Origin of the sequence: Anaerococcus martiniensis (assembly GCF_043187485.1) — a bacterium.
In the GTDB taxonomy this organism is placed as follows: domain Bacteria; phylum Bacillota; class Clostridia; order Tissierellales; family Peptoniphilaceae; genus Anaerococcus; species Anaerococcus martiniensis.
Map to the genome: position 1 here is coordinate 222,870 of NZ_CP171106.1, position 17,803 is coordinate 240,672.

The following is a 17,803-nucleotide window of genomic DNA, read 5'->3' on the forward strand; positions in this document are numbered from 1 at the left end:
TGATTTTTATTTAAAATATTATCACCTTATCCTTTACTACTACTATACTATTTTTTATTATTTTATTTATCATATTTAATTAAAATGGTATAATAAATCATTAGATACGGAGTGATTTAATGTTTAATATAAAGAAGAAAAATTTAAAAGAATTGGATTTGATTTTGCTTTTTGCAACTCTAATCCTAAGTATTTATGGGCTGGTCATTCTTTACTCAGCCTATGGGGGAGATTTTGAGGCAATAAAAACTCAAATCGGAGCTACTATTCTAGGTTTTTTATTGATTGCTGTTTTATGTACTATTGATTTAGAAGTTCTAAAAAGATTTTATCGATGGATTTATGGAATTGGTCTTGGACTTTTAATTATTACCCTTATATTTGGTAGAGGCCTTGATGAATGGGGTGCTAAATCTTGGGTTTATATTGGATCTTTTTCTTTTCAACCATCTGAATTTGTAAAAGTAGGATTAATATTTGCTTTTGCAGCTTATCTTGATAGATACAAATATGAAATCAATGAACCAAAAAGACTTATCCAAGCATTAGTATTTGTCGCAGTTCCAGTAGTCTTAATTTTATTACAACCAGACTTTGGTACTGCCATGGTATATTTGTTTTTCATAGCTGCAATGCTCTTTGTAGCAGGCTTATCTTGGAAATGGATTTTGTTTTTTGCAGTTGGTGGACTAACTGTTGGATACTTGGTTTTGACAAATTTATCTGGTTATAGGGCTGATAGAATAGAAAACTTTTTAAATCCTACAAGGGACACTTCTGGTTCTAACTGGCAACAACAACAAGGTATGATTGCAATTGGATCTGGTATGTTAAATGGTCGTGGATATTTAAACGGTACTCAATCCCAATATGGATATGTTCCAGAAAAAGAAACTGACTTTATTTTTTCAGTTTTGGCTGAAGAATTAGGATTCATAGGAGCAATATTTTTAGTATTGTTATTTACAATTATTATTCTAAGACTAGCTAGACTTGCTAAAAAATCTAATAATACTTTTATTTCATTAATGGTAACAGGCATCGCAGCCATGCTATTTATCCATATTTTTGAAAATATTGGTATGACAATTGGCCTTATGCCAGTAACTGGTATTCCCCTTCCATTCTTATCAGCTGGGGGTACTTTCCAGTTAATATGCTTATCGATGGTAGGACTTGCCCTATCAGCATCTATGCAAAAATCTTACAAAGACGATGATGTTTTAGACTATGAAACTATAAAAGTTATCGATCCAAATAAATTACGAGCATCTAAAAAAAGAGAAATTAAAAACACCGCAACAAATTAATTTGCGGTGTTTTTTTCGTCTCGAATTTTTTTATCCTTAACCATCTTTGTTTTAGAAAATTCTTCTCTTTCCTTTTCTTCTATCAAGGATGATATTGTTTTTATTCTCTCCTCAGTTTTTGGTATCTGAACTTTTTCTAGAGAATTTACTTTTTTGCTAGTTTTTTTAATTTGCCTATCAAGGTTGTTAATTGTAGTATCTAGCTCAGCCAGTTTATAAATTTTATATTTTAATTCATTAAATGATAGCAATGCAATGTCAAATGCTTCGTTTGTTTCATAAAATGAATAAGAAAGATTTAGCATTGTTGGTACAAAATTTATATCATAAACCTTTGTTTGCATGAATTCATTTTCTTTTAGCTCAATGCTATTATCGACGGGTACAATTCTTGAAATGTCATCAAGCTTTGACTCTCCCATAGTAATCATGGCCTTTTTAAAGTTTTTTGACACTTTTTTTATTGTATCATTAACATCATCATTTAATTCATCTCTTTGTTTGATTTTGCTATCGTGAGCTTGGATTAGTGCTTTTCTTGATTTATCAAGGATATCAAGACCACCATTTAATAATTTTAGGTGGTCTTTAGCTGCAATTAAATTTGCCTTGGTAGGAGCAGTTGATTTAATTTCCATCTTTATTTCCTATGAATTTATCAAGATTTTCAGGACTTACTCTGTGTAACTCTGTTCTAGGTAAGATATTTAAAATCTCCCAACCTAAATCTAAAGACTCATCAAGCTCTCTATTTTCAGTTGGATCTTGAGATAAGAATTTTTTTTCGAATTCATCCCCAAATTCTAGATATTTTTTATCAATATCAGATAAGTCATCTTCTCCAACGATTTGGGCAATATTTCTTACTTCACCAACATGAGAATATGATTCATAAATTTGGTTCATCAAGTCTTCGTGGTCAGCTCGTGTATATCCTTCACCAATACCATCTTTCATAAGACGGGATAATGAAGGTAGTACATTGATTGGTGGATAGATTCCTTTATTAAATAATCCCCTATCAATTACAATTTGCCCCTCTGTGATATAACCAGTCAAGTCAGGAACTGGATGAGTAATATCATCATTTGGCATTGTTAAAATCGGAATAAGGGTTACAGATCCATTTGTTCCACGAATCATACCGGCCCTCTCATATAAAGTAGCTAAGTCAGAATATAAGTATCCAGGATAACCCTTACGTGATGGAACTTCTTGTCTGATAGATGATACTTCACGCAAAGCCTCTGAATAAGAAGTCATATCTGTGATAATTACTAAAACGTGATAGCCTTTTTCATACGCCAAGTATTCTGCTGCAGTTAGTGCACATTTTGGTGCTATTAGCCTTTCCATAATTGGGCTATCAGCTAAGTTTTGATACATTACAACCTTATCGCGGACTCCTGCTTTATTAAAGGCATCTTCAAAAAACATAGCTTCATCTTTTTTTATCCCCATAGCTGCAAAGACAAAGGCAAAGTCTTCGTCTGTTTTAAGTTTTGCTTGTCTAACTATTTGAGCTGCAATTTGATTATGAGATAAACCATAACCTGAAAAAATAGGTAATTTTTGCCCACGTATTAATGTTGTAAGTGTATCAATGGCTGATATTCCTGTTTGGATAAAGTCCCTTGGATACTCACGAGCCACAGGATTTAGCGGTTCACCTTCAACTGAATATGATTTTTCTGCATATATTTCACCACCATTATCGATTGGCCTGGCAAGCCCATCAAAGCTACGACCAAGAATTTTTTCGCTTAAAGGGATTGCAAGTGGTTTTTCTTCAAATGAAATTACTATATCATCTAAAGAAAAATCTTGGGTATTACCGAAAACTTCTATAGATATAGTTTCATCATCTATTTTTACAACTTGTCCTACAAAATCCATTCCTAGGGTATGGACAGAAACTACGGCGTTGTATGTTACATCTGCTACATTTTCTATTTCTATAATTGAGGATTCGATTCTTTTAACTTTTGTATATTCTTTACGCATTAATATTCGCCTCCTCTAAGTCCTAAGAAATGAGATTCTAGTTTGTTATTTAAAATAGTAAATTTATCTAGTTCATCATTTTTTATGGTGTATTTCATTTGTGTAATGTCATTTATAAGTTCTGAGTTATAGGCCTTGTTATATGGCACACCATCTACAATTGCTTCTGCTGATTTATGATAATAATTTCTAATTATATTTAGCATTTCAATTTGCTTTTCTAATGGTACGTACTTATCAGTATCGTTATAGGCATTTTGTTGTAAAAATCCTACTCTAATCAGTTCTGATACATCTAAAATATTTCTTTGAGCATCTGATAGAGCATCCTTACCTACAAGCATAAGTATAGAACGCACCTCATCTTCTTGTAATAGAACATTCATAAGTTCATTACGAACTGCAATGATATCTTCTCCAGTTTTTTCTTGGTAGTAAGATCTCATAGTATCAACGTAGTTTGAGTATGATGTTAGCCAGTTAATCGCTGGGTAATGGCGTGAGTAAGCCAGTTTCCTATCAAGCCCTAAGAATACATTTACAGATCTTCTTGTATTTTCAGTAACTGGTTCTGAGAAGTCCCCACCTGATGGAGAAACTGCACCGATAAGAGTAACTGATCCTTCAGATCCATTTAAGTTTGTAAAGTATCCTGCTCTTTCATAAAATTGAGATAGTCTTGATCCAAGATATGCTGGATATCCTTCTTCAGCTGGGATTTCTTCCAAACGACCAGAAATCTCTCTTAAGGCCTCTGCCCATCTAGATGTAGAGTCAGCCATTAGGGCTACGTGATAGCCCATATCTCTAAAATATTCTGCAATTGTAATTCCAGTATAAATTGAAGCTTCACGAGCAGCCACTGGCATGTTTGATGTATTTGCAATAAGAATTGTACGTTCCATCAAACCATAACCTGTATTTGGGTCAATAAGCTCTGGGAACTCTTCTAGTACTTGAGTCATTTCGTTTCCACGTTCACCACAACCGATATAGATAATGATATCAGCATCTGCGTATTGGGCAAATTGGTGTTGAAGCATAGTTTTTCCAGTACCAAATCCACCTGGGATTGCTACTGTACCACCCTTAGCTACTGGAAAAAAAACATCAAGGACTCTTTGTCCAGTGTTTAACAATAGCTCAAGTGGTCTAACCTTTTTAACTGGACGTGGATTTCTAACTGGCCAATATTGGTAAAGTTTTAATTCTTCTTCGCCCTTATTTGTTTTTACTTTTACAATTGTATCTTCTAATTTATATGTGCCTGATGGTTTTACTTCTGTAATTTCACCATCCACAGTAGACATTAGTCTATGTTCGATAGTTTTTGTTTCCATAATTGTGGCGTATATATCACCTACATTTATAGTATCACCCACCGCTACTTTTATATCTACTTCCCATGACTTTTCTTCATCCAGGTTTTCAAAACCGATCCCCGATGGAATAAAAGCACCATTTTCATCCATAATTTTTTTAAGTGGTCTTTCGATACCATCAAACATATTTTTAAGTAGTCCAGGCCCAAGTCTTACTGAAAGTGGTCTACCTGTTGAAATTATTTCTTCATTTGCAGCAAGTCCTGATGTATCTTCATAAACCTGGATAGTAGCATTTTCACCATCTACAGAAATGACTTCACCAATAAGTTTTAATTTTCCTACTGAGACCATTTCTCGGATTTTTAGCGAGCTTGCATTTTTTGCTACAACTACTGGACCATTTATTGTTTTAATTGTTGGATTCATTAAAACTCTCACTTTCAAACAGATTGTATAAGGTTTTTCCTATTTCATATTGTTTCTCTTCGATTTTTTTTAGATAAGTTTGGTTGTATTGAAATGATCCATCTTTTGCTTTTAAGATAAATCCACCAATATACTTATCATCTAAAGTTTTTATATTAGGATAGTTTACTAAATCCTTATCAGTTTCTCTTAATAAAATATCAAAATTATCTGCACTTTCATTTAATTCACTAAGCGCATTCTCAATCTTTTCTCCTAGAGAATTTTTATATCCATCTGTTTTTGTATAATCATTAAGCTTATCTTTAATTTCTCCTACTAGGTCATTTAGTAAGAGTTCTTTGTGAGCATAAAAATTTGTTTTCTGTTCTTCTTCAAGTTTTGATACTCTTTCATTGCTACGAATAGTTGCAAAACTTTTACGGTTTTCTAAAGTTGATTTTAGCTCTTTTTCCAGACTAGCTTTTTTTTCATCAATTTGTTCACTATTTATATTTGTAGAATTATATAATTCTTCGTTACTTCTTGCTTTTTCTTCATCCCAAACCATTTTTCTAAAGGTTGTTAGTTTTTGATTTATATCAAGCATAATACCTCCAATTAACCATCAATGACTACAATTAAAGGAGTTGCCTCAGCTTCCCTATGAGTTCTGACTTCTTCCTCAATCCAAGATTCTACTGTTTTAGTCAAAATTAGAACCGCAAGATTATTATCTTTTAATGAATCCTTAAAATCTTCATCGGCCTCATCAGGGTCAGCAACTAGCTTTCCTTCAATAGACCCAAGTCTAAACATTACAATAAGACTTGGGTCATTAGTTAATATTCTTGCTTTCATATTAAGCGTTTAGGATCATGATTGAGATGATAACACCAAAGATAGCGATACCTTCTGCAAGACCTACAAAGATAATTGTACGACCTAAGATAGATTGGTCTTCAGAAATTGCTCCAAGTGCTGCAGAACCTACATTACCTACTGCAAAGCCTGTACCAATAGTAGCAAGACCAGTTGATAATGCAGCACCAATGTATTTTAGGCCTTCAGCATTACTTGCTGCAGTACCAGCTACTTCAGCAGCTGCTCTTGAGTTTGCTGGTAATAGTAATACTATTATCATAGCCATTATTGGAACAAATGTGAACAAATTAATTTTAAGTGCTTTTCTAATCTTATCTTTTGAAGAATCTTCGTTATTTTTTAATAAATATAATCCTGAGTAAATTGTAATTACTACAACAGCTAGTGCTAAAAATCCAATATTTTTTATCATAATTTTTCCTTTCCAATTTAGTTATTTGATTTTTTTCCGATTGGTTTAAATAATCGACCGTTACCTTCATAATACTTGCTAAACATTTCGTAAAATTCAAGCCTTAATCCTTGGATACCTACAATCATACCTTCTAAGCCGATTATAAAAATATTTCCAATGACTAATATTATAAAGCCCTTGATGCCACCACCAATAAGTTTTGCCATAACTTCAAAAGCCATATACAAACCTACGTGGTTTATTGCAAAGGCTCCAACCCTTGTAAATGATACAAGATTTGAAAATACTGAAAGTAGGGCTTCTATCACTGAAAACGAACCTTCAAGATAATAATCTCCCTTTGCTTGGTCGTATAGTCTCTTATTTCCCTCTAACTTTCTTGCTATAGGTTGCTTAAATATCATCATTACTATTGAAAGTATAAGCAAGATTATGCCAATATTTTTGGGAACTGGACCTACGTTTACAAGTGCAAGGACAATAATTATAAATGAAGTCATCATCATAAGTCCTGCAAGACCCTCTTTACCGAAAATTCCTTCTTCGATATTTTTTTGAAGGTGGACTTTATTATAAATACCAATAATATATGAAATCACCATTAAACTTACACCAAATGCAACTGATGCTATTAGGACTGTCATGATGTTATCAAATGGTTTTATAAGCAAGGCAGGAATCAAATCTTCTCTACCAAAGAAAGATCCATACATAAGTCCAAAAATTGATGCAGAAATGCCTATTCTTTTTATCAATCCACCAAATATTTTATTTTTCTTTGACAACCAGAAACCTATAGCTATAAATACTAAACCTTGTCCCAAATCCCCAAACATTAATCCATATAAAAGTAAATAGGTAATTGCAAAAAACGGAGTTGGATCAATCTCATCATAGTTTGGAGCACCATACATATTGACCAAATATTCAAAAGGTCTAAATAATGAATTATTTTTCAGTCTCGTAGGTGGTGCTTGTCTAATACTTTCAACTTCTTTTGTATTTAAAATTGTATTATCATATTTGTTTTCTAGAGCCTTAAATTTGTTAACTTCAGATTCTGGAACCCAGCCTGATAGGTAAAAGTATTTATCCCCTTGAGCCATTGTAGTTTTCAATTCTTCTGACTTTCGCGCATAATTTAGTGAATAAGAAATATTATCCATTACATCTTCATATTGTCTGTTAATTTCGTTAATTTGATGATTGATGCTCAAAAGCTCTCTATTTACATTTTCATATTCTTTATTAATAGTATTTATATTGGCATTTTCGGGTATTTCATTATCAACAAATCCCAAGGTATTTATAGAACGAGATACGTCTTTTTTTACCTTTTCTGGATAAACAAGCAAATAACTTTCTTCATTTTTATTTGTTTGCTTATTATCATTCTTTTTGTCATCATTTTTTTTCTTAGAGAAATCATTCATTAAGTCTTTTGAAATAATATTTGTGTCTGAATATTTTTTCTCAATAGCTTCCATATTTTTAATTTTGGATTGTCCGACCATGGCAGAAAAATAAAAATATTTTTCACCAAAAGCCATGCTATTTTGATAGTCACTAGCTTCTTTTTCGTAAGCTATATTATAAGTTATTGAATCAATCAGATTCTTATTATCGGCCATTAAATTATTTATTTCATCATTTATTTGCTCAATTTTATTTTTTGTATTATCTATTTCAATGTCTATATTGTCTAGATTAGTTTCTCTTGGTACTTGGTTATCTACAAAACCTAAAGTATTTATTGTTCTAGTTAAATCTTTATTAACTTTTTTAGGATATACTAATAAATAGCTTTGATTATCCAGTAAATCATAATTATTAATTCTTGGATCATGAGATTTTTTTGAATGATTATTATTTATAGAATTTGATTTCTTATCATTATCAATCAATTCAGCATCTATGTAACTACTCTTACTTGTATTTTCTAAAGATTTACTCAGGTGTATCTTAGATTTTTCGTATATTTTAAAATTTTCTTTGATATTTTTAGCCCTATTCTGTAGATAATCTTTACCATTCGCTAATTTAATGTTATTAAATTTTTGATTACCTTCCATTTTCATTCCTTTTGATTAACTCTCAGTATCTACTAAAAAATCAACTATTTTATCTACAACTTGGTCTTTATATTTGCTATAGATCTTATCCATATTATTAATTCTAGATTGATAATCTACATTGATTTTATTTTCTCTTTCTGAAGCAGCTTGCATAATTTCGTTATAAATGTGATTTGATTCATTTTTTGTTTTTAATGAGTACTCTTGATCTAGTTTTAGCGAAACATTTCGAGTGTTTTCTCTCTCATTTTCTAAAATTGCATTGGTTTTCTCATTTAAACTAAAGGTTGCTTCATCTATTGCGTAGATTTCATTTAGTGCATTCAAACTTGCTTGATCAACATCTTCATCTAAATGGATGATTAAAGATGGGATATTTTCGTAATTATTTTTTAATATGAAACGTCCATCTTCAGTAACTTCTCCAAATCTATACTCAAAATATTTAAGATTTTGAATTTTTTCTATATCAATATTGTGCTTTTTAAGTGTATCTAGATTTCTCTTATAAACTTCAAGTTGTTTTGATTTTTCTTCTAGTTCTGCTTTTCTGTCTGATAAAACCTTAAGTTTGTTATAAAGTTCATCGACTCTGTCATGGTCAAGCAATTGGCCATTTTTTGGATTATCATCAAGACCTAAAGTATTTTTGATTTCTTCAAGTTTTGCTGTATATCCATCATCATCTCTACTAAATCCTGATAATTTATTAATATCTTCGGTTATTCCAACATTTTCAGCGCTTGCTTTTATGTTAAAAGTTCTGTTTGTAATTTGGTTAAATGAATCAAGTGGCTCAATATCACCAATATTAATTACATCTTCCAAAAAACTGTCCAGATTTTTTTTATCGGATATCATATTTACCAGGTACATTTTTTCTACTGCCATTATTACCTCACTATTAGATATTCCATAGCTTCCTCAACTGTGAAAGACTCATCAACTTCCAAAAGTGCATCGATGTTTTCATCACTTATAAACAATATATTCATTGCAGAAATCACATAAAGGATGTCAGACTCTTGCTTGGTTATTTCACCATAATAAAGTTTTAATTCCCTCTTTCTAATTTCTTTATGAGTATGAGTATATTCAATGAATATATTTTTATATTTACTAGCACTCATTTTCTCAAGGAAATCTATCTTGGGCATTTCAGCCAATTCTTTTAGCCTCTGCCCGTTAAATTTATTTCCTCCTTCAATAAGGTAGTTAAAAACATCTCCATCATTTCTATTATAATAGGATTTTAGTCTGTAAAGCATCTCAAAATTGAGTAAATTAATTTCTTCACCCAAAAATTTCTCTATTTGCTTGCGCTCTTTACTATTAAATTTTTTTGCTAGTTTTAGTAAACTACGATAATAAAATTTGATTAAAGCGTTTGAAGACAAAAATATTATAGACTCTGCTTCCATATTTTCATTTAAAAATGCAAGCAGCACTCTATAATATTTACTAGCTTTATTTGCAATTACAAAAGATTCTAAGTCCATATCCTCATCTAGAATAAAGTTTTTAGATAGAGGGTTAACTTTAAAACTTTGATAATTTCTTTTGTAATTTTTATTTACAAGTGATTCAATAACTTCTTGCAAAAATAATATTTCATATTTTGAAAAGTATAAATTAAAAAATTCACTTTCAATTCCATGCAAGAAATAGTCAATGCTTTTTAATTCACCAAAAATCCAGTTAAAATTTTCAACTTCCAGGGATCTTTTATCTTTCCTATTGTCAACTTCAGGATAAGCTTTTGAAAGAATATCAATTTTTTTGTCTATGTCACCTTCATTTGCTAAGGCTAGATATAAATCATTATCTGGCATTCTGCCCATCTTTGCCTTGGCTTTTACTAATACATCTCTCATTTATCGCCTCTTTTCTCCCTACAGAAAAATAATATCACTTATAACCTTTCTTTAAAAGGATAATAAATAGTTTGTATTATCCATAGTTGATTTGATAATTAATTTACCAAGTCTCCTGATATAGTAAATGATGTATGGTCGGTGATTTTTACATTTACAAATTCACCAATTAATTCTTTTGGTGCTTTTACGTGAACTAATTTAAATGTATCGGTCCTTCCGGTTAAGATTTCAGGATTATTTTTTGATTCTGATTCTAATAATACTTCTACAGTTTTACCTACATATTCAGCATTTTTTTCATTAAACATTGGGTAGAGCTCATCTAAAAGTCTTTGGAATCTGTCTTGGACTATATCATCATCTATTGTTGGGTATTTTGCTGCAACTGTTTTTGGTCTAGGTGAGTATTTAAAGGTGTAAGCTGAGTCAAAACCAACTTTCTTACATGCTTCAACTGTTTTTTGGAAATCTTCTTCTGTTTCTGTAGGAAAACCTACTATAATATCTGTAGAAAGGGCAATGCCTGGAATTTCTTCTTTTAATTTATTTGCTCTTTCCAAATATTTTTCTATTGTATAATGACGGTTCATTTTCTTTAATACTTCATCTGAACCTGATTGCATAGGTAAGTGGAAGTAGTTACAAATGTTGTCATTATCACGCATAACTTCGATTAGTTCATCAGATAAATCTTTTGGATGGCTAGATGTAAATCTTAGTCTTTTTACACCTGTAATTTTAGCAACTCTTGTTAATAGTTCTGGGAAAGTAAAATCATAGTTTGTGTTATTTCCATATGAGTTTACATTTTGTCCAAGCAAGGTAAATTCTTTAAATCCTTTAGAAACTAAATATTCTACTTCTTCAATAATTGAGTATGGACGTCTAGATTCTTCACGCCCACGTGATTCTGGTACTATACAATAAGTACAATAATTATCGCATCCTCGCATGATATTTACATAGGCTTGGAAATCATTTGTGGAATTGTATTTTTCAAAATCATCCTTTACTGCATCTGTAGAAATATCAATAACCCTTTCACCCGTTTCTAGATATCTAAATATCAAATCTCCTAGGGAGTTTATATTTTTTGTTCCAAATATTATGTCAACTTCAGGATGCTTATCGATTATTACCTGACGAGCTTCGCTTGTTTGCATCATGCAGCCAGATACAGAAATAATTTTTTCCGGATGTTCTTTCTTAAGTTTTTTTAAGGATGAAACTTGACCATATAGTTTTAATTCCGCATTTTCTCTAACCAAGCAGGTATTAAATATAATAAAGTCAGCTTCTTCTCTATTGCTTGTGTAAGTGTATCCCAAATCCTCTAGTATATAAGAAATACGTTCAGAATCATGTTCATTCATCTGGCAACCAAATGTGGTTATATTGTAAGTTTTACCTTCAAAATAATCTTTATATTTTTCTTTTTGTAAATTTTGCATTGTATCCTCATTTAAAAAAGAAGATGACCGAAATCATCTTCTTTAGTTTTTAATTTTATTTTATAGATTAATATTCTATTTCTTCTTCATCTGAATCAACATCGTCGATTTCTTCAACTGGTTGATCAAGGTTTTCTTCATCTTCAAGTGTTACGATATCTTCATCAGCTACTTCATTGTCAAGTTTTTCAGCTTCTGTAGCTAATTCTTCGTTAACTTCTTGGTCTAAATTTTCTTCTGGAGCTTCAGCTGAATCAAAATCATCGATTACATTATCAACTTCTGATTCTTCTCCGATTAGATCAGATGAACCTTGTGCAAATAGAGCTTGTTCTAATAGGTTACCAAGGTTGTTGTTTAAGTCAGCATCTGAGCTAAAGTTATCTGTTTGTGCTCTTTCTGCTTTTCTTCTTGGTCTATTATTATTTGTATTTTCTCTTTTTTCGCGTCTTGGTTTTCTTTCTGGTCTTTCTGGAGCTTCTTCTAATTGTTTGATTGATAGACCAATTTTTTCTTCTTCATTGTCTAATGAAATAATTTTAACTTGGATATCATCTCCAACATTTAATTCATCAGATGGTTTTTCAACGTGATCCCAAGAAATTTCTGAAACGTGTACTAGTCCTTCCACACCATCAGCAACTTCTACGAAAGCACCAAAATCAAGTAAGTTTACAACTTTACCTGTAACTACATCACCAACTTCGTGTTCATTTACAAATGAATCGAATGGTTTGTCAAGAAGTTGTTTACGACCAAGAGAAATTCTATTTTTTTCTTTATTTAGTTTTAAAATTTTAACTTCGATAGTATCTCCAACGTTTAATACATCAGATGGAACTTCTACTCTTGTCCATGCAATGTCTGATACGTGTAGTAAACCATCAAGCCCATTTACTTCTACGAAAGCACCAAAGTCTGTAAGTCTTGCTACTTCACCTTCAAGTACTTGGCCTTCTTCTAGTTCATCCCATCTTTCATCTAATTCTTCTTCAAGAACATCTTTACGAGATAAAACTAATCTATTTTTTCTTTCATCGATTGAAACAATTTTTAAATCCCATGTTTCACCAACGAATTTTTTGAAATTTTTAACAAAGTATGTTGCAACTTGGCTTGCTGGTACAAAACCGCTTATTCCTTCAACATCAACTGTAAGTCCACCTTTGTTATAGCCTGAAACTGTACCTGTAACTAATTCTTCGTTTTCGAATTTTTCAGCAAGGTCTTTCCAAACTTTCATTCCTTGAACTCTTCTTGTTGATAGAGCTACGTTTCCTTCACCATCATCTAGTTTGATAACATAAACATCGATGTCTGTACCAACTTCAAAATGATCTTTAGGATTTTCTTGTTCTTCTTCTGTCATTTCGTCAAGTTTTATGATACCATCTGCACGGTATTGGATATCAACAAAAACTTCATCATCTTTCACATCGATAACTGTTCCTGTGATAACATCTTTTGGATATACCTTTTTTAAACTATCCTCAAGACTATTCATAAAATCTTCTTTTGTAAATTCGTCCATTTTACTAACTACCTCCTCAATAATCTCATCAGGTGTGGATGCACCTGCGATTATTCCAATTTTTTTAAATTCCGAGAGCTTTTGCAAAGGTAGATCTTTAACAGTCTCAATCCTAAAAACATTTTTGTTATACAAACTCACTACTTGAAATAGCTTGTTAGTATTAGAACTATTAAAACCACCAACTACAATCATACAGTCAACCTCTTTAGACAATTCTGCTGCTGATTCTTGTCTAAGCTTAGTTGCATTGCAGATTGTGTTTTCTATCACAACACTACCATTATTTTCTTTGAGCGTATTTGCAATATCATAGTAAAAATCAGCTCTATTTGTAGTTTGACTTACAATATAGAGAGGTTTCTCACATTTAATATTTTTTGCTTCAGTCTCATCACTTACTATTATACCATTTTTTAAATAAGAGTCCATAGCAATTATCTCAGGATGATTAGGATCTCCCACAATAATTACTTGGTATCCTTCCTCTTCTTTTGCAATTATTTTTTTATATATATTTGATAGGACTGGACAAGTTGCATCCAGTATTTCATTTCCATTTTCTAGTAAGGCTTGTTTAAATTCAGCACTTTCTCCATGGGCACGGATCACTATTAATGAATCCTTTATTTTAAGAGCTTGCTTTTTTGTTAATACTTTTAAGCCCTGTTCTTCTAATTTTTTTACCAATTGTGGATTGTGAATTAAGGGACCTACTGTATATTTTTCCTTATCACTGTCTAGGGCTTCGTGGGCAAGGTCAACAGATCTTTTTACCCCAAAGCAAAATCCAGAATTTTCAGCTATTATAATTTCCATTTTATCTCTTTCTTTTATTTTAATTGATTTTTGTAAATATGTAGATATATTTCATCAGTCATTTTTACCATGGCTTGTCTAGACTTCATATTCGAATATTTATCTACGTTTATTATTTCATTTATATAAATATAAGTTTTTCTAAAAGGCTTAAAAGTAGATACAATCTCTACAGGCAATATATCTTTTTTGGCCTTTAAAGCAATATAGGCAACGCCATCTTTCATATTTTCACGGGCAATATTTTGGGTTCTAGTTCCTTCAGGAAAAATCCCTAAAGTTTTTTCATCTTTAAGTAACTTTATGGATTTTTTTAAGCTAGCTAAATCTCTGCTTTCACGATCGACTGGAAAAGCTCCAAGTGCATTTAGAAGCCCTCCTAATAGCTTGTTGTTAAATAATTCTTTTTTTCCCATGAATCTTATATGTGATGGAAAGGCAATTGCAAGAAAAATTGGGTCTAGCATAGATTTATGATTGGCACATAAAATGTAACCATCATCTTGTGGAATATTTTCTATGCCAACTACATGAACTCTATAAAGTGGCCAAATAATTATTTTGGCAATTATTCTAAAAATCTTATAAAACATCTATCTTTTCCATATTTTCAAGTATTAGATTGATAGTCTGATCTATATTTAAATTTGAATTATCAATCTCTATTGCATCATCTGCTTTTTTTAAAGGTGAAATCTCACGTGTAGAGTCATAATTATCTCGGTCTATAATGGCCTGTTCAATTTCTTCAACTGTTAGTTTTGATTCATTTTGTTCAAACCTTCTTATGGCCCTCTGCCTAGCGTTGGCAGTTAAATAAAATTTGTACTTAGCATTTGGAAATACAACTGTGCCTATATCTCGTCCATCAAGTACATATGATTTTTCTTTTGCAATTTCTCTTTGCATATTTACTAATCTTTCACGTACTAGACTATTTGCAGAAACCCAAGACACATTTTTTGTCACAATATCTGACCTTATTTCCTTTTCTACATTTACCCCATTTAAAAATATTTCGTTATCCCTAAAATCAATTTTGATATCATCTAGGGCCTTTTTAATTTCTTCTATTCTAGAATCTTCATTTAAGAGATGTTCTAAAAAGTAGAGGGTTGCTGCCCTATACATGGCTCCAGTGTTCAGGTATTCAATATTTAAAACTCTTGCCAATCTTTTTGATATGGTAGATTTGCCAGAACCACTAGGCCCATCAATGGCAATTATATATGTCATATTTTCTCCTTTATAGCACTTGCTGCAGCAAATGCACTTGTAAATGCTATTTGCAAATTAAATCCTCCTGTTAGACCGTCTAAATCAAGGACTTCTCCAACAAAATACAAATCAGAAACTAGTTTAGATTCCATAGTCTTAGGGTCAATATCTCTGACATCAACCCCACCCTTGGTAATGACAGCAGTATTAAATCCGCCAAATTTTCCAAAGTCCAAGGTGAAATTTTTAATATTTTTTACTATCCTAGTTCTCTCTTCTTTTCTTATTTGATTACATTTTTTATCTAGCTTTATGTCCGATCTTTTTATGATTACTGGAACTAAAATATTTGGAATAATTTGGTCTAAGACATTTGATATATCCTTATTAGGATTTTTATCAAATATATCTATAAAATTTTGATCAAGTTCTTTCTCATCATCTTTAGACAAATTTAGTGAGACATTTTTTATATCTTTTCCAACTACAAACGATGATAAACTTAAAGTACTGGGTCCTGATATAAAGTTTTTTGTTAATAAAACTGGTCCTCTTTGATAAAAAACACCTTGATTCGTTTCTATTTTTATATCTATATTTTCAAGTGACAAGGCCTTTATATGTGATAAGTCCTTATCCTTAAAGAAAATTGGTACTAAAGAAGGGAGGGTTTTTGTTACTTTATGTCCAAAGTTTTTTGCAAATTTATAACCATCTCCAGTCGATCCAGTATTTGGGTATGATAATCCACCTGTTGCTATGATTAGATAGTCAAATTCGTAATCTTTTCTAGCAGTTTTAACTTCAAACTTTTCATCCATTTTTATACTCAACACGTTAGCATTGGTGACAAGTTTTATGTTATTTTTTATAATTTCATCCTCAAAAAATTTTATAACATCACTACTTTTTTGAGATTTTGGAAATACTCTATGGTATCCTTCGGTGACTAATTCTAAGCCCTTACTTTGAAAAAAATCCATACTGGCATAGTTGTCGTGAAGGTTAAATGAAGAATATAAAAACTTTTGATTGGTCACAATATTTTCTAAAAATTCATCATAATATTTTGCATTTGTTATATTGCATCTACCATTGCCGGTCATGAGAATCTTTTTACCAATCCTATCGTTTTTCTCAAGGATAGTCACATCTGTATTTTTATTTTTTAAATTGATTGCAGCATAAAGCCCACTTGCTCCTGCTCCAATGATTCCTATTTTTTTCATATACTATAAAAATTTTACCATAAAAAAAAGAAATAGATAACTATTCCTTCATTAAAGAAACAAATTCTATTTCTTTTTTATCAAATTTCTTGTATTGACCTGCTATTAAGTCATTAAGATGAATTGCTCCAATTCTTGTACGTTTTAGGTCTATTACAGTTGAGTCAAACACATTAAACATCCTTCTAATTTGGCGGTTGTATCCTTGGCGGATAGCAACAATATATGTGTTATTTTTTATATAACGAATAGCTGCATCTGATGTCAGCTCACCATTGCCGATATCAAGACCACTTTTAAATTTTTCGATTTGATTTTGATTGAGCAATTTATCAACTTTTACTATATATTCTTTGCTAATCCCAGATGAAGGATGGATTAGAGAGTTTGTAAAATCTCCATCATTTGTAATTATTAAAAGTCCGTGGCTATCCTTATCAAGCCTACCAGCTGCAAAAAATCTTTCGTCAATATCTATTAGATTATTTAAATCTTTGTCATTATGAGGGTCAAAATTACTTGTGATATACCCAACTGGTTTGTTAAGCTTATAATAAAAATACTCTTCTAATTGAAGTATTTCCCCATCTATGCTTACAATATCATCATCCTTGACATCATAACCCATTTCTTTTAGGATTTTCCCATTTACTTTAACTTTTTCATCTCTAATCAAATCATCAGCTTTTCTTCGAGAAGTATATCCTGCTTGGGCGATAAATTTATTAATCCTCATAAATTTCCTCTTCTAATTCTTTTATCTCTGGCAATTCTTCTAAAGAAGATATATTAAAATATTGTAAAAATAAGGTCGTTGTAACATAAATAATTGGCTTGCCAATTTTATCCAAACGGCCATTCTCTTTTATAAGTCCACGATCCAAAAGATTATCAATTGTGGTTTGAGAATTTATCCCACGGATCTTATCAACTTCTGCTCGAGTTATAGGTTGTTTATAGGCAATAATTGATAGTGTTTCAAGAGCTGATGATGTTAGCTTTTTCTCGGTTTTCTTTACTAGAGAAGAAAAATATTTATCGTGTTTTACCCTAGTTACAAACTGGTACTCTCCATCGAAGTTATTAATCAAAAGCCCACTTTGATTTTGTTTTCTTTCAGCTACCATTTCATCCATTGCTATTTTTATTTGTTTTTTATCTGCGTCGGTAATTATTGCTGAAAGGTCATTTATATTGATTGGCTCTCCCCAAATGTATAAAACCTCTTCAATAAGTCCCTTAAGATAAATTTTTTCCAT

Annotated in this window: 17 protein-coding genes; 1 reads left to right on the top strand and 16 read right to left on the bottom strand. The window is 31.2% G+C overall.

The genetic code is table 11. The features are described 5' to 3' along the window. Window positions 1–119 precede the first annotated feature (119 nt). Window positions 120–1,310, top strand: a complete 1,191-nt coding sequence (rodA, locus tag ACF3NF_RS01150) for a rod shape-determining protein RodA (protein WP_394023490.1) — start codon at window positions 120–122, stop codon at window positions 1,308–1,310. Here the strand turns inward: rodA and ACF3NF_RS01155 are convergent. The 16 genes from ACF3NF_RS01155 to scpB all read right to left on the bottom strand — a co-directional run bounded on the left by ACF3NF_RS01155 (window position 1,307) and on the right by scpB (window position 17,803). After that, entirely contained in the window at window positions 1,307–1,948 is a 642-nt protein-coding gene (locus ACF3NF_RS01155; protein WP_262122148.1) for a V-type ATP synthase subunit D, read from the bottom strand. The two genes, rodA and ACF3NF_RS01155, sit on opposite strands and share 4 nt — an antisense overlap. Beyond that, window positions 1,938–3,314, bottom strand: coding sequence for a V-type ATP synthase subunit B (locus ACF3NF_RS01160; protein ID WP_394023492.1), 1,377 nt, complete (start codon window positions 3,312–3,314; stop codon window positions 1,938–1,940). Before ACF3NF_RS01160 ends, ACF3NF_RS01155 begins: the two co-directional genes overlap by 11 nt. After that, entirely contained in the window at window positions 3,314–5,065 is a 1,752-nt protein-coding gene (locus ACF3NF_RS01165) for a V-type ATP synthase subunit A (protein ID WP_394023494.1), read from the bottom strand. The genes ACF3NF_RS01160 and ACF3NF_RS01165 overlap by 1 nt, the downstream gene beginning before the upstream one ends. Beyond that, window positions 5,049–5,654, bottom strand: coding sequence for a V-type ATP synthase subunit E (locus ACF3NF_RS01170; RefSeq protein ID WP_394023496.1), 606 nt, complete (start codon window positions 5,652–5,654; stop codon window positions 5,049–5,051). Before ACF3NF_RS01170 ends, ACF3NF_RS01165 begins: the two co-directional genes overlap by 17 nt. A gap of 11 nt (window positions 5,655–5,665) precedes the next feature. Continuing rightward, window positions 5,666–5,905 carry a V-type ATP synthase subunit F gene (locus tag ACF3NF_RS01175; protein WP_394023498.1) on the bottom strand — a complete coding sequence of 80 codons (240 nt, stop codon included), beginning with the start codon at window positions 5,903–5,905 and terminating at the stop codon, window positions 5,666–5,668. A 1-nt stretch (window position 5,906) separates the two neighbouring features. Beyond that, window positions 5,907–6,341: an ATP synthase subunit C gene (locus tag ACF3NF_RS01180; RefSeq protein ID WP_394023500.1), complete on the bottom strand. Its 435-nt coding sequence runs from the start codon at window positions 6,339–6,341 to the stop codon at window positions 5,907–5,909. Window positions 6,342–6,358: 17 nt separating this feature from the next. Then, the gene (locus tag ACF3NF_RS01185) at window positions 6,359–8,422 is read right to left on the bottom strand and encodes a V-type ATP synthase subunit I (protein WP_394023502.1); all 2,064 of its coding nucleotides are present in this window, start codon (window positions 8,420–8,422) and stop codon (window positions 6,359–6,361) included. A gap of 9 nt (window positions 8,423–8,431) precedes the next feature. Further along, window positions 8,432–9,310, bottom strand: coding sequence for a V-type ATP synthase subunit I domain-containing protein (locus ACF3NF_RS01190; protein ID WP_394023504.1), 879 nt, complete (start codon window positions 9,308–9,310; stop codon window positions 8,432–8,434). Window positions 9,311–9,312: 2 nt separating this feature from the next. After that, entirely contained in the window at window positions 9,313–10,293 is a 981-nt protein-coding gene (locus ACF3NF_RS01195) for a V-type ATPase subunit (RefSeq protein WP_394023506.1), read from the bottom strand. A 98-nt stretch (window positions 10,294–10,391) separates the two neighbouring features. After that, window positions 10,392–11,747, bottom strand: a complete 1,356-nt coding sequence (gene miaB / locus ACF3NF_RS01200) for a tRNA (N6-isopentenyl adenosine(37)-C2)-methylthiotransferase MiaB (RefSeq protein ID WP_394023508.1) — start codon at window positions 11,745–11,747, stop codon at window positions 10,392–10,394. 67 nt (window positions 11,748–11,814) lie between these two features. Continuing rightward, window positions 11,815–14,097 carry a bifunctional 4-hydroxy-3-methylbut-2-enyl diphosphate reductase/30S ribosomal protein S1 gene (locus tag ACF3NF_RS01205; protein ID WP_394023510.1) on the bottom strand — a complete coding sequence of 761 codons (2,283 nt, stop codon included), beginning with the start codon at window positions 14,095–14,097 and terminating at the stop codon, window positions 11,815–11,817. A 14-nt stretch (window positions 14,098–14,111) separates the two neighbouring features. After that, the gene (locus ACF3NF_RS01210; RefSeq protein WP_394023512.1) at window positions 14,112–14,690 is read right to left on the bottom strand and encodes a lysophospholipid acyltransferase family protein; all 579 of its coding nucleotides are present in this window, start codon (window positions 14,688–14,690) and stop codon (window positions 14,112–14,114) included. Then, window positions 14,680–15,333, bottom strand: a complete 654-nt coding sequence (cmk, locus tag ACF3NF_RS01215; RefSeq protein WP_394023514.1) for a (d)CMP kinase — start codon at window positions 15,331–15,333, stop codon at window positions 14,680–14,682. Before cmk ends, ACF3NF_RS01210 begins: the two co-directional genes overlap by 11 nt. Further along, on the bottom strand, window positions 15,330–16,544 hold the full coding sequence (locus tag ACF3NF_RS01220; protein ID WP_394023516.1) for a BaiN/RdsA family NAD(P)/FAD-dependent oxidoreductase: 1,215 nt from the start codon (window positions 16,542–16,544) through the stop codon (window positions 15,330–15,332). The genes cmk and ACF3NF_RS01220 overlap by 4 nt, the downstream gene beginning before the upstream one ends. 40 nt (window positions 16,545–16,584) lie before the next feature. Continuing rightward, on the bottom strand, window positions 16,585–17,280 hold the full coding sequence (locus tag ACF3NF_RS01225; RefSeq protein WP_394023518.1) for a pseudouridine synthase: 696 nt from the start codon (window positions 17,278–17,280) through the stop codon (window positions 16,585–16,587). Further along, window positions 17,270–17,803, bottom strand: a complete 534-nt coding sequence (gene scpB / locus ACF3NF_RS01230; protein WP_394023520.1) for an SMC-Scp complex subunit ScpB — start codon at window positions 17,801–17,803, stop codon at window positions 17,270–17,272. The genes ACF3NF_RS01225 and scpB overlap by 11 nt, the downstream gene beginning before the upstream one ends.

Bases quoted from the DNA above. Each gene is read 5' to 3' on its own strand.
- ACF3NF_RS01175 (WP_394023498.1), bottom strand. From the start codon at position 5,905: ATGAAAGCAAGAATATTAACTAATGACCCAAGTCTTATTGTAATGTTT.
- ACF3NF_RS01180 (WP_394023500.1), bottom strand. From the start codon at position 6,341: ATGATAAAAAATATTGGATTTTTAGCACTAGCTGTTGTAGTAATTACA.
- ACF3NF_RS01165 (WP_394023494.1), bottom strand. From the start codon at position 5,065: ATGAATCCAACAATTAAAACAATAAATGGTCCAGTAGTTGTAGCAAAA.
- ACF3NF_RS01190 (WP_394023504.1), bottom strand. From the start codon at position 9,310: ATGGCAGTAGAAAAAATGTACCTGGTAAATATGATATCCGATAAAAAA.
- ACF3NF_RS01210 (WP_394023512.1), bottom strand. From the start codon at position 14,690: ATGTTTTATAAGATTTTTAGAATAATTGCCAAAATAATTATTTGGCCA.
- cmk (WP_394023514.1), bottom strand. From the start codon at position 15,333: ATGACATATATAATTGCCATTGATGGGCCTAGTGGTTCTGGCAAATCT.
- ACF3NF_RS01225 (WP_394023518.1), bottom strand. From the start codon at position 17,280: ATGAGGATTAATAAATTTATCGCCCAAGCAGGATATACTTCTCGAAGA.
- ACF3NF_RS01195 (WP_394023506.1), bottom strand. From the start codon at position 10,293: ATGAGAGATGTATTAGTAAAAGCCAAGGCAAAGATGGGCAGAATGCCA.
- rodA (WP_394023490.1), top strand. From the start codon at position 120: ATGTTTAATATAAAGAAGAAAAATTTAAAAGAATTGGATTTGATTTTG.
- scpB (WP_394023520.1), bottom strand. From the start codon at position 17,803: ATGGAAAAAATTTATCTTAAGGGACTTATTGAAGAGGTTTTATACATT.
- ACF3NF_RS01220 (WP_394023516.1), bottom strand. From the start codon at position 16,544: ATGAAAAAAATAGGAATCATTGGAGCAGGAGCAAGTGGGCTTTATGCT.
- miaB (WP_394023508.1), bottom strand. From the start codon at position 11,747: ATGCAAAATTTACAAAAAGAAAAATATAAAGATTATTTTGAAGGTAAA.
- ACF3NF_RS01205 (WP_394023510.1), bottom strand. From the start codon at position 14,097: ATGGAAATTATAATAGCTGAAAATTCTGGATTTTGCTTTGGGGTAAAA.
- ACF3NF_RS01185 (WP_394023502.1), bottom strand. From the start codon at position 8,422: ATGAAAATGGAAGGTAATCAAAAATTTAATAACATTAAATTAGCGAAT.
- ACF3NF_RS01170 (WP_394023496.1), bottom strand. From the start codon at position 5,654: ATGCTTGATATAAATCAAAAACTAACAACCTTTAGAAAAATGGTTTGG.
- ACF3NF_RS01155 (WP_262122148.1), bottom strand. From the start codon at position 1,948: ATGGAAATTAAATCAACTGCTCCTACCAAGGCAAATTTAATTGCAGCT.
- ACF3NF_RS01160 (WP_394023492.1), bottom strand. From the start codon at position 3,314: ATGCGTAAAGAATATACAAAAGTTAAAAGAATCGAATCCTCAATTATA.